The following is a 762-nucleotide window of genomic DNA, read 5'->3' as shown; positions in this document are numbered from 1 at the left end:
TTCAACCTGCGCTCGCATGACTGTGGGCGCGGGAAAAAACCCCTCGCCTGCCTCTCCGAACACTTTTAATAAGGCGCTATCATCAAACTCAGCGACAATATTTTGCGTCAGACCATTTACTTCAAACCAATCTGACAAGTTACGTCGAAGAGCATGCTCTTTTACTGGCATTAACATCGGAGCGTTGTCCAGACACTCAGGAAACGCCTGAGGGTGCTTCTCAATAAGTTCAGGCGAACCAAATATCGAAAGAGGGCTTGCGCCGAGCTCATGGTTGTAAGCGCGCACATTCACGCTGGATGGGATGGGTCTATCAGATAGGACTAAGTCGAGCTTATGAATGGCAAGCTGCGCCAACAAGGACTCGAGACTGTCCTCATAACAAGAGACTTTCATACTCTCCATCATACGCATGACCGGTTTCAAGGTTCGATAGGCGATCAGCTTTGGAATCGAATTGACAATACCGACATTGAAGACGACTGGCGCCCCCAACGACTCGTTCTTTACACGCTGCGTCAACTCAGCGCCGAGGTTAAAAATCTCGTCTGCATACTGCTCGACAATACGTCCGGTATCGGTGATTGCGAGCCCTCTTCCTACGCGCGTGAAGAGCGGCTCCCCGATTGAATCCTCCAGCATTTTTAGTTGTCCGCTAATGGTCTGCGGAGCAAGATGCAGAACATCCGCTGCCCGCGCCACACTTCCCTCCTGAGCAACAGTCCAAAAGTACAGAAGATGGTTGTAATTCAAATGGCGCAT

The 762-nt window shown here is 50.4% G+C and carries 1 protein-coding gene; it reads right to left on the bottom strand.

Annotated elements, in window-relative coordinates; all coding sequences use genetic code 11:
* On the bottom strand, positions 1-762 hold a 762-nt coding region (gene nhaR / locus A3751_RS13415), incomplete at its 3' end, for a transcriptional activator NhaR (protein WP_068456917.1).

It is taken from the genome of Oleiphilus sp. HI0080, assembly GCF_001635135.1.
This window is presented reverse-complemented; position numbering and strand designations above follow the sequence as displayed.